The organism is Hyalangium sp. (genome assembly GCF_035629615.1).
Classification (GTDB): domain Bacteria; phylum Myxococcota; class Myxococcia; order Myxococcales; family Myxococcaceae; genus Hyalangium.
In genome coordinates, this window is sequence record NZ_DASPHO010000082.1 from 1 (window position 1) to 10,817 (window position 10,817).

8 protein-coding genes are annotated in these 10,817 nt (G+C 67.1%); 5 read left to right on the forward strand and 3 right to left on the reverse strand.

The window, feature by feature from the left end; genetic code table 11:
- The 3 genes from VD972_RS03580 to VD972_RS03590 form a co-directional block, all read right to left on the reverse strand.
- On the reverse strand, positions 1-1,976 hold a 1,976-nt coding region (locus VD972_RS03580), incomplete at its 3' end, for an efflux RND transporter permease subunit (protein ID WP_324980752.1).
- Positions 1,977-1,985: 9 nt separating this feature from the next.
- Complete coding sequence (locus VD972_RS03585; RefSeq protein WP_324980755.1) at positions 1,986-3,140, reverse strand: efflux RND transporter periplasmic adaptor subunit; 1,155 nt, start codon at positions 3,138-3,140, stop codon at positions 1,986-1,988.
- 156 nt (positions 3,141-3,296) lie between these two features.
- Entirely contained in the window at positions 3,297-3,470 is a 174-nt protein-coding gene (locus tag VD972_RS03590) for a hypothetical protein (RefSeq protein ID WP_324980757.1), read from the reverse strand.
- A 322-nt stretch (positions 3,471-3,792) separates the two neighbouring features.
- On the opposite strand from VD972_RS03590, the gene VD972_RS03595 reads away from it, so the two are divergent.
- From VD972_RS03595 to VD972_RS03615, 5 genes are all read left to right on the forward strand, one after another.
- Positions 3,793-4,350, forward strand: a complete 558-nt coding sequence (locus VD972_RS03595) for a phosphotransferase (protein WP_324980760.1) — start codon at positions 3,793-3,795, stop codon at positions 4,348-4,350.
- Positions 4,347-5,186: a sugar phosphate isomerase/epimerase family protein gene (locus VD972_RS03600; protein ID WP_324980763.1), complete on the forward strand. Its 840-nt coding sequence runs from the start codon at positions 4,347-4,349 to the stop codon at positions 5,184-5,186. Before VD972_RS03595 ends, VD972_RS03600 begins: the two co-directional genes overlap by 4 nt.
- Positions 5,187-5,363: 177 nt before the next feature.
- Positions 5,364-9,026: a reprolysin-like metallopeptidase gene (locus VD972_RS03605; RefSeq protein WP_324980765.1), complete on the forward strand. Its 3,663-nt coding sequence runs from the start codon at positions 5,364-5,366 to the stop codon at positions 9,024-9,026.
- 347 nt (positions 9,027-9,373) lie between these two features.
- Entirely contained in the window at positions 9,374-10,465 is a 1,092-nt protein-coding gene (locus VD972_RS03610) for an endonuclease/exonuclease/phosphatase family protein (RefSeq protein ID WP_324980767.1), read from the forward strand.
- A 116-nt stretch (positions 10,466-10,581) separates the two neighbouring features.
- The coding region (locus tag VD972_RS03615) for a M28 family peptidase (RefSeq protein ID WP_324980770.1) at positions 10,582-10,817 on the forward strand (236 nt) is incomplete at its 3' end.

Genomic DNA, 10,817 nt, shown 5'->3' on the forward strand with positions numbered 1-10,817 from the left:
ACGCGCGCTCCGCCCACCGAGAGCAGCTGCCCGCGCAGCCGGTTCACCAGCGCCGACACCCCCTGCTCCTCCTTCTCCCGCTCGTCCCATGGGTGAAGGTTGATGAAGAGCGTGCCGGTGTTGGAACCCGCTCCCAGCAGCGAGAAGCCTCCCACGGTGAAGATGTCCGCCACCTCCGGCTGCCGGCGCAGCACCTCCTCCGTCTGGATCAGCACCTTCCGGGTGTAGTCCAGGGAGGTCCCCTCCGGTCCCTGTACCGCGACGATGAGGTAGCCCTGGTCCTCCGCCGGGATGAAGCCGGTGGGCGTGTACCGGTACAGCAGCACCGTGCCCACGAGGCAGGCGACGAAAGCCGCCACCACCGCCCACCGGAGCCGGCCCAGCAACCGCTCCAGCAGCCGTCCATACCCACGGCGGAAGGCGTCCAGGGTCTGGTCCACCCAGCGGGCCGCGCGCCACTTCTCTCCCTCACGCCCTCGGAGCAGCCGTGCGCACAGTGCCGGAGACAGCGTGAGGGCCACCAGCCCCGACAGACCGATGGAGAAGGCCAGGGTCAGCGCGAACTGTTGGTAGATGGCGCCCGTGGTGCCCGGGAAGAAGGACACCGGGACGAACACCGCGGACAGAACCAGCGCCACGGCCACGACCACGCCAGCCACCTGCCGCATGCCCCGCTGCGTGGCCTCGCGTGGACCCAGCTTCTCCTCCTCCATGATGCGCTCGACGTTCTCGATGACCACGATGGCGTCGTCCACCACCAGGCCCGTGGCCAGCGTCAAGCCGAACAGCGTCAGCGTGTTGATGGAGAAGTCGAACAGGTTGATGAAGGCGAAGGTGCCCACCAGGGACACCGGCAGCGTCGTCGCCACCACGAGCACGCTGCGCCAGCCGTGCAGGAAGACGAAGATGACGAGCACCACCAGCACGATGGCCTCCGCCAGCGTGGTCAGCACCTCCTCGATCGAGGCCTGCACGGCACGCGTCGTGTCGAAGGCCGGCTCGTAGGTGAGGCCCGGCGGGAAGCTGCCCTTGAGGCGCTCCAGCGCTGCCACCACCCCGTCACGCACCTCCAGCGCGTTGGAGCCTGGGAGCTGGAAGATGCCCAGGCCCACCGCCTCGCGCCCATTGAAGCGCAGCAGCTGTCCGTAGTTCTCCGCCCCCAGCTCCGCGCGCCCCACGTCCTTCAGCCGCACCAGCGAGCCGTCGGCCCCGCGCTGGACGACCAGATCATTGAACTGCTCGGGCGTGGTGAGCTGCCCCAGGGCCCGCACGGTGAACTGGTACGTCTGCCCCTCGGGGGCCGGCTGCTGTCCCACCTGCCCGGCGCCCACCTGCAGGTTCTGCTCACGCAGCGCCGCCACGACATCCTGGGGCAAGAGGCCCCGGCGCGCGAGCTGCGTGGGATCCAGCCACAGCCGCATCGCGAAGCGCCGCTCCCCGAAGATGCGCACGTCTCCCACGCCCTTGACGCGCAGGAGCGAGTCTCGCAGGTACACGTCCGCGTAGTTGCTCAGGAAGCCCCGGTCATAGCGGCTCTCGGCATCGTACAGGCCGAAGGACATGAGCAGCTGCGACTGCGTCTTGTTGATGGTGATGCCCAGCGCGTTGACCTGGGCCGGCAGGCGCGCGGAGGTGGTCGCCACGCGGTTCTGCACGTCCACCGCGGCGATGTCGACGTTGTACCCGGGCTCAAAGCTGAGGGTGATGCTGCTGCCGCCCTCGTTGGTGCTGTTCGAGCTGATGTAGCGCATGCCCTTGATGCCGTTGAGCGCGCGCTCCAGCACCGTGGTGACGGCGCTCTCCACCACCTCGGCGGACGCACCCAGGTACGTGGAGTTCACCGTCACCTGCGGCAGCGACAGATCCGGGTACTGCTCCACGGGCAGCGAGGGGATGGAGATGGCCCCCACCAGCGTGACGAGGATGGACAGCACGGTGGCGAAGATGGGGCGGCGGATGAAGAAGTCCGTGAACATGTGCTCGCCTCACTGCCCCGCGTCCGATGCTCCGCCCACGCCCGCTCCCTGCTGGGCCCCCTTGGGCGCCGCGGGCTTGGGAGCCACGGGCTGCCCATCCTTGAGGAGCTGCACGCCGCTGACAGCCACCTGCGTGCCTGCCTCCAGGCCTTCCAGCAGCTCGTAGGCGTTGCCCTCCAGCTGCCCGAGCGTCACCGGCTGGCGCTGCGCCACCATGCCGCCGTCTCCTGAGACCACTGTATAGGCGAAGGACTGGCTGCCGAGCCGCGACACCGCGTAGGTGGGCAGCAGCAGCGCCTGGCGCGTCTCGTAGACCACCCGCGTGCGCACGAGCTGCCCGGCGCGCAGCCCCGCGTGGTTCTCGAAGGCCGCCTTCGCCTCCACCAGCTGGGTGACGCCCGAGAGCGTGGGAGCCACGAAGAAGAGAGGAGCGCTGACGATCGGCTTCCCCTCCGCGTCCAGCAGCTCCACCGGAGTGCGCCCCACACGCATCTGTACCGCACGCTCCACTGGCACCTGGACGGAGACCTCCAGCGCCCGGCTCTGATCCACGGTGGTCAGCACCGTCTCCGGAGTGACGGAGTCCCCCACCTTGACCGGGATGTCCCCCACCACCCCCGCGAAGGGCGCGCTCACCTCATAGAAGCCGAGCTGCACCTGCTGAGACTGCACCTGGGCCTGGGCCGCGAGGGCGTTGGCCTCGGCCGAGCTGGCCTGCGCCACGGCCTGCTCATACTCCTGGCGGCTCATCAGCCCTTCTCTGTAGAGCTGGGCGGCGCGCTCGCGGGTGCGCCGGGCATACTCGAGATTCGCCACCGACGAGGAGCGCTGAGCCTCCGCCGCACGCAGCGCCGCACGCTCTTGCCGGGGATCCACCACCAGCAGGATCTGACCCTGCGTCACCTGCTCGCCGGGCCGCACGCGGATGGCCTGCACATAGCCAGCCACCTGCGGACGAAGGGTCACGGTGCGTCGGGAGATGAGCTGGCCCAGGTACTCTCCCGTGTCTCGCACCTCCCCCGGCGTCAGCGCGATCACCTCCACTTCCATGGGGCCACCCGCGCCCTGCGCTCCTGCCTGTGGGCCATCCGAGCCCTTCCGGTTCCCGCACCCGGCCATGGCCAGGATCGCCAGCCACGCAGCCCACACCCTCACCCGTCGCATGCTGCCTCCGCGTGGAAGGATGTAGGAAGGAGCCTCAGCCCCGGCCACACTCCCGCAGGCGATCCTCCCGATGGCCAACACCCGGCGGGAGACAACTGCTCAGCAGTGGATGAAGCCGCGCGAGCTTCCCCGCAGCCCGGAGTTCCAGTCCCTGCGTCAGGAGCCCTTCACGGCCCCTCTCAGCGCGGGCGGATCGCCTTGATCGATGAGGTCCGCGATCTCCACCTGGGCCTCCGGCACCTCGAGCCGGACCTTCTTCTCGACCATGCGGATGCCGTCCCGGAACGGTGACCAGACATCGAAGTAGGCGATCATCCAGGAAGAGGCCATCCAGCTTGATCTTCTTCTTCAGCGGCGTCCCCGAGAAGATGAACAGGAAGTGCTGAATCAGCCCGAAGTTGGTGGTCATGAGCAGGACGTCCAGCTCGTTGCCGCGCTGTTGCATCTGCGCTCCTCCCATCGGGTGCGTCGCGAACCAGCCGAGCAAGGGAGGGTAGGTCGAATCCTCCGCGGCTGACAATGGTAGGCCGTCCTCGCAAGGCCGCCGCCTTTCGCCGTTGGTCGTCGTCCCCGGCCATGCTTTGCTCGGCACATCGCCCCGCCCCTACCAGACCCCAGCTTCGCGGACGGCAGCGCCAGCTGGCCACCCTCGTTGGCTGCGCTATGCGCAGGCAGCTCCCTGGAGCGGCTACCGGATGGCAGGCTCGGGACGTTCCTCTACCGGCTCAACCGGCCAGGTGCCGGCCGCGCCTACTTGAAGATCGCGGCGCTTGCGTCTCACGAGGATCTCGCTGCCGAGCGCGACCGGCTCGCATGGCTGCAAGGCCGCCTGCCCGTGCCCGAGGTCCTCCACTACACGGAGCATGAGGGGCACGCCTTTCTCCTGCTGTCCGAAGTCCAGGGGCTGCCCGCGCACCAGGCGCTGCTGGAGCAGGAGCCCCTCCGGCGGGTCGAGCTCCTCAGCGCCAAGGGGGTGATGGGGTTCGTCGACTGGGGGCTGGCCGGGGTTGCGGACCGGCACCGGGATCTGGCGCTGGCGGCCGACAGCGTGCGGTTCAACCTCGGCGAGGCGTATGTTGACTACTTCCTCCAGAGCTACGGCCTCGAACACGTCAATCCGGCATGCACCCGCTATTATTTCCTATTGGATCTGTTCTTCACACATGTGGACACGCGTAGTCCCCGACCATCAGCGAGGGAAGACGGATGAAAGAGCAGCTCACGGGGAAGCGGATCGGGATCTGCTGCAAGAAGGGGCTCGGGTGGAAGCACCTGATGCACTCGATCGACGGCATGGGGTTCGAGCACGTCGAGCTGGGAATCCCCGGCTCCGACCCGGACTCCCCCATGTTCGATGCCTTCTACCTGCAGCAGATCCGGGCGCTGGCGGAGGAGCGGGAGCTGCCGCTGAGCGTCCACTCGCCGATGGGGACGAACCTGGCCGAGAAGGTGAACCGGATCCGTGAGGTCTCCGTCCAGATCGTCTGCGAAGCGGTGAAGACGGCGGAGACGCTCGGAGCGCGGTGGGTGACCGTCCACCTCGGCTCCGCCGGCTTCTCCAATGCCGAGAGCGCACAGAAATCCCGGTGCATGGACATCGTCGCCAGCGCGGTGCGGGAGATCCTGCAGCGGACAGAGGGCTCGCCAGTCCAGCTCGGGCTGGAGAACCTGCCCTGCAACCCGGCAGAGCTCGGCTTCTGCAGGATGGGGGACCGCGGGGAGGAACTCCGGTACGTGCTGGACCAGGTCTCTTCTGACCGGCTGGGCGTGATCATCGACCTGGCCCATGCGCGCATCACCGCGAGCGATACGGCGTTCCGGGAGCTCGTCACGGCCGTGCGGGAGCGAATCCTCGGCTTCCACGTGCACTGGAACGACCGAATGACCGACACCCACTCTGCCATCCCTCGAAAGGCCCGCGCGGAGCTGGAGGGATACCTCGAGACGATCCGCGAGCTCGTCACCGCGGACGCTCCGCTCCTCCTGGAGAGCTACAAGCTCGAGGACAACCTCACCTCCCTGCACGTGCTGCGCGGCACCCTCTAAGTTCCGGAGCGCTGGCGGATGGTGACGCAGCGCTGGAATCGGCGCTGCGGATATGGCAATGGCGCCACGTCCACTTCGACGCAGCACCGCGGAGGCACTGACCTCGAGGTGCTGCGGTTCACTTGGACCCCACCTCCATAGGATGAGACAGCCATGACAGAACTCCTGAGATACTCGATGAGCTTAAGCTGGAAGGTGTTGCAGAGGGCCGCTCCCATTGCGTTGCTGCTCCTCGTTTCAGCCAGTTGTTCCGACCCTGGAGCTGACTCGGATCGCGCCCTCACCACGCCCATCACCCCTGTCTCCGCTGCGTCCACACTCGATGCCAGCGGCGTCCTGGGGTGCGAGGACACCACTTCATGGCAGGTCGAGGACGCTCAGCTCTCGCTCACGTCCGTGGACAAGACCCAGGGCGCCGCCGCGCTCCAGCTCTCGACGCCAGCTGTGGCGAGGCTCACGAGCGAGCCCTTCTCGGCGGCGGGTCTCGGGGTGGGCCCCTACTTCTCCCTCGATCTGCGCATCCCAGGGCCACAGGCTGACCCGGACTGGAACGGCTCGGTTGACGTCCAGATCTCCATTCCGTCCATGGGAGTGACCAACGTTGCCCTCAGCTCCTATCCCTTGATGGGACGGAGCGCCGGAGCCTTCCACACCCTCGTCTGGAAGCTTCCTTATGCGGTCCGGGAAGCGCTCGAGACGCAGCCCACGGACGTCACGCTCAAGCTCGACTTCGTCCTCCCGCTGCACACCGGGCCCTACATCATCGACAACCTGCGCTTCGACGCGGAGCCTACCGAGGAGGACCACCTGAGCGTCTTCGGCTTCGAGAGCGCCAGCCAGTTCACGGCCTCCGTGCCCATCTTCACCTCGACGCAGACGGCGGGAGAAGGCGTGGCCTCGCTGGGCATCAACGCCCAGGGGTATTCCGTCATCAACGCGCGCCCGGTGTTCAGCGGTGGCCTCACGGTGAGCGATCAGCTCACCGTCCAGTTCTACCTCCCCGTCGAGCAGGCAAACCCCTGGTGGTACGGAGATCTCGAGATCCGTGTCGTGTGTCCCTCGGCAGGCCTCGCCACGGAGCGCTCACTCGGGAACGTGGCGCTCACAGGCCTGGCGACAGGCGCGTCCCATGCGCTCTCGTTCTCCGTGCCCGCCGACGTCAAGCAGGCGCTGGCGGCGCGCCGCACCGACCTGCAGTTCCGCTTCTTGCTCAACGTTCCCAACGAGAGCACCGGAACGTACCTGCTCGACGACCTCCGCTTCGCCCCACTCGTCATCGCGCCTGTGCGCTCGAACTCCATGGCATTGGACACGACCAGCCTCCTGACGGACGCGCACATCGCGGCCGCCACGGGAGGCCAGCTCTCCTTCACACTGTTCCCAGATCTCACGCTCACCCTTCAACAGGTTCGCGTCGAAACCGTCAGCAATGGTGAGAACATCATTGGCCAGCTCGCGCTTCCCCACGCGGGCAGCGGGTACCTCTCCATCGTGAACGGGAGGGTGGCAGGAGTCTTCCGGGGCCTTGTCTATCATTACAACCTTCACTCGGTGGCTCCAGGTCAGGTCACGGTGCAAGAGCTCACCGAGAGTGACTACCCCAGAGAGGCCGCGCCTCGGATGGCCGTGTCGGCGGCCACCCTGTCCTCGAGCGGCGGGATGCGCCCACAGGCACCTCGCCGGGCACCGCTGACCGTGAACCCCAACCCGGTGCTGGACATCATGGTGCTGTACACACAGGACGTCGATGCAAGCTTCATCGACACCGCGGCGGTCGAGGCTCGGATCAACACTGCGATCACCATGGCCAATGGCGCCTACGGCAACAGCGGGATCTTCCAGCGGTTGAACCTCGTGCACACCGCGCGCGTCCAGCTCACGGAGTCCACGGACTCGGGCGAGAACCTGAGCAAGCTGCAGGATACGAGCGACGGTGAGATCGACGAGATCCACGCGCTCCGCGACCGCTTCGGGGCCGACCTCGTCGTGCTGCTGCTCAAGAGCATGACGAACTGTGGCCAGGCCAACCTGGCCGTGTACAGCGAGGATGCTGACGATGACTCAGCCTTCGCCGTCGTGAAGGAGAGATGCATCGACTTGCACTCGTTCTCGCATGAGGTCGGACACCTCTCGGGCGCACGTCACGACTGGGAGGCCGACTGGATCCCGTGGCCACCCCTCTACGCCCATGGCTTGATCACGGTGCCGGGCCAGTGGCGCACCATCATGGCGTACGAGGATCGGTGCAAGCAAGAGACCCCACAACTCAAGTGCCCGCGCATCGACTTCTTCTCGACGCCCCTCAAGACGAACCCCCCGGATGGCCGGCCGGTGGGGAAGGCGAGCAGCGCGGACAACGCTCGCCGCATCAACGAGACGGCGGCGACCCTGGAGAACTACCGGATCCGAGGACCCCGAGTCAGCCTGTACGAGGGCAGCGGTGGCACGCAGGATCACGTCTGCGTCGTGTCGACGGCGACCGATGACGCGCTCGACTTCAGCGCCGCGGACCCGCGCTTCTGCGACACCGACGAGGCCAAATCCATCCGGATCTTCGATACCCCCGCGGGCCGTGTGCTCCGCTTCTTCGACTCCCCCGATGGCAGCCGGCAGGATGACTGGGTAGAAATCCGCGTCAAGCGAGCCATCTCGGAGAAGCTCATCGGCACCTTCGAGAGCTCGTTCGAGGATGACGACGTGCGCGTGGTGTACCACCGCAACAACGGCCTCGACGGGAAGGTCTCCCGGGCCGAGATCGCGTCGGAAGCCTCCGGGCCTCTCGTCGATCTGTATGAGAGCGCAGACGGTCTACAGAACCTCCTGTGCTCGGTGACCGCGAGCCAGCCCTCCTCCATCGACTTCTCGGGGCCGGGGGACTGTGACGAGGATGAGGCCGAGTCCGTCAAGCTCTACGACATGCCCGCGGGCCGCGTGGTCCGCCTCTTCGACTCCCCCGGCGGCAGCCGGCAGGACGACTGGGTCGAGATCCGCGTCAAGCGGGCCTTCGGCGAGAAGCTCATCGGGACACTCGAGGGCTCCTTCGAGGATGACGATGTGCGGGTGGTGTTCCACCGCAACAATGAGCTCAACGGTCAGGTCTCCCGGCTCGAGGTTGCACTGGAGCCCTCCGGGCCCATCGTGGACCTGCACGCGGGCAACACCGGTACGCAGGGCCTCGTGTGCTCGGTGGGCGTGGGCTCGCCCGTGTCCCTCGACTTCACGGCGTCGGGCGATTGTGACAACGACGTGGCGCGGTCGCTGACCGCGTTCGACCTGCCGCAGGGCGCCCTGCTGTTCCTGTACGACAGCCCGAGCGGCAACCGCCAGGACGACTGGACGGTCATCGAAGCGCTCGCTCCGCTGAAGAGCCGGACGATCGACAGCTTCCAGAGCACCTTCGAGGATCCTGAAGTTCGCGTGCTCCACTTCCCGAACAACGGCCTCGACGGCCAGATCTCACGCCTCGAGGTGACGACGGCGTCGACACTCCAGGGGGTCCTCTCGTTCTACGAGGGCCATGACGGCACGCAGAACAAGGTGTGCGATCTGAGTGCTGACACCCAGCTCGTCCGCTTCCAGTCGCATCCCTCCTGCGATAACGACGAGGCGCGCTCGATCGTGCTCTCGATGGTGGAGGCCGGCACGACGATCGAGGTCTACAACGACCCGGATTGCAGGGACACGGACGACTGGGCGAGGTACACCATCAAGCGGACCGTGTTCCGGGCGACGATCCCTCACTTCGAGGAGCCGGTTGACACCGACGACATCCTCGCGGAGTTGCATATCGACGACCAGCTCAACGGCAAGGTCTCCTGCGTCAGCATCACGAGGCCTTGAGCGCGAGCCCGCTTGGTTGCATCGGCTCGAGTCCTGCTGAAGCCGGGCGACGCCTGCCGCCCGGCAGTCCAAATAACGGGGTGGTCCGAAAGACGGGGTCCACTTCAAAGTGCCGAGTTTCCGTTGGTTGTTCTCGCTTGGGGAGAGGAGCGGCAGGAGGCAGGTTTGGGCGAAGGAGGAGCAGGCCAGTTGCTCGCAGCTTTGGTGCCACATGCGTGCCCCATATGCACGGGCCCTTGGGAGTCATGCCTGGTTTTCGCCTCGTGACCCTCCTGCTACATTCGCGCGCGAGGTGCCCCCGCACCCGCCCGCCCTGCGGGCTCCCCCCCTCACCTCACCCGAGCGCCATGAGTCCCTTCTCGCGTCGCAGGCTCCACCTGCTGATCCCCCTGTTCACCTGCTCTGCCCTGACCCTCGCCGCCTGTGGCAAGGATGACGAAAAGCCGACCGGCCCGGTCGACGTCACTGTGATGACGCGCAACATCTACCTGGGAGGCAACATCTTCCTGCTGTCCCAGGCGAAGTCCGGGCAGGAGATCCCGGGCATCGCCGGGCAGCTCTACGGGACGGTGCTGGCGACGAACTTCGCGGAGCGGGCCGGGGCGCTCGCCGCCGAGATCGAGGCGACGAAGCCGGCGCTGGTCGGTCTCCAGGAGGTCTCGCTCTACCGGACGCAGTACCCGAGCGACTTCTTCTCCAACGGCGCGGTGAATGCGCTGGTGGATGCGCAGGACTTCCTCGGGATGCTGCAGGCGAAGATCCGGGAGCGCGGGCTGGACTACCGCATCGCGGCGAGGGTGAAGAATGCGGACTCCGAGCTGCCGGCCGCGCTCTCGGGCAACGCGAACGATCTCACCGACCTCCGCCTGACGGACTACGACGTGATCCTCGCGCGCGGAGACGTACAGACGTCAGCGCAGGTAGAGCAGAACTACGTGCACAACGCCCAGGTGGCCGTGGGCGGCAGCTCCGTCACCTTCACCCGCGGCTTCACGAAGGTGGATGCGGAGGTGGATGGCGCGAAGTTCACCTTCGTCAACTCGCACGTCGAAGGGATCATGCCCGCCAACGAGGAGCAGTCCCATGAGCTCGTGGGGATCCTCAAGGGCTACAGCCAGCCCCTCATCCTGGTGGGCGATCTCAACACGGGCCCCGGCAGCCCGACGCCCGGCTACAACATCTTCAAGGACGCGGGCTACACCGACGCCTGGACAGTGGCAGGCTCGGGCAACGGCTTCACCTGCTGCTTCAACGACACGGTGAACACCACCGACCTCTCCCGGCTCGACGAGCGCATCGATCTGGTGTTCTACGCCGGTGAGGGGATCGAGCCGACCTCGGCCGAGGTCGTCGGAGACGAGCTCAGCAACCGGACGTCCTCAGGCCTCTGGCCCTCCGACCACGCAGGCACTGTCGTCACGTTCCGCATCGAGCGCTGAACCCGCACCCTCCGCCTCCCGCCATGTCCCTGCGATCCTTCATCGAGAGTCTCTGTTCGAGTCAGTGCGCCGGCCGGGCCCCTGGGAGCGCAGGAGGCAAGGCAGCCCGAGCCCTCGTGGTGGAGGCCTTCCGAGAGGCCGGGCTCGAGCCTGTGGAGCAGCCCGTTCCAGGCTGCGATGGCGCGAACATCCTGGCCCCCCTCCGAGGTGAGCAGGATCGGTGGGTGCTCGTGGGGGCCCACTATGATCACCTGGGCCACGTCGGCGGCCACACCTACCACGGCGCGGATGACAACGCGGCGGCGGTGGCCATCCTGCTCGAGGTCGCCCGGGCGCTGCGGCGGAGCCCGCC